We start from the raw sequence: 255 nt of genomic DNA, 5'->3' as shown, positions 1-255 counted from the left end.
GCGGTAAGATCCTTGAGAGTTTTCGCCCCGAAGAACGTTTTCCAATGATGAGCACTTTTAAAGTTCTGCTATGTGGCGCGGTATTATCCCGTATTGACGCCGGGCAAGAGCAACTCGGTCGCCGCATACACTATTCTCAGAATGACTTGGTTGAGTACTCACCAGTCACAGAAAAGCATCTTACGGATGGCATGACAGTAAGAGAATTATGCAGTGCTGCCATAACCATGAGTGATAACACTGCGGCCAACTTAC

General features: G+C 47.5%; 1 protein-coding gene. It reads left to right on the top strand.

Going from position 1 to position 255, the window contains the following annotated elements:
• The coding region (locus SB679_RS25250) for a serine hydrolase (RefSeq protein WP_410705077.1) at nucleotides 1-255 on the top strand (255 nt) is incomplete at both ends.

It is taken from the genome of Chryseobacterium sp. SIMBA_029 (genome assembly GCF_046535275.1).
GTDB lineage: Bacteria > Bacteroidota > Bacteroidia > Flavobacteriales > Weeksellaceae > Chryseobacterium.
The sequence above is the reverse complement of the archived record's forward strand: the minus strand, read 5'-3'. Positions and strand labels throughout refer to the sequence as shown.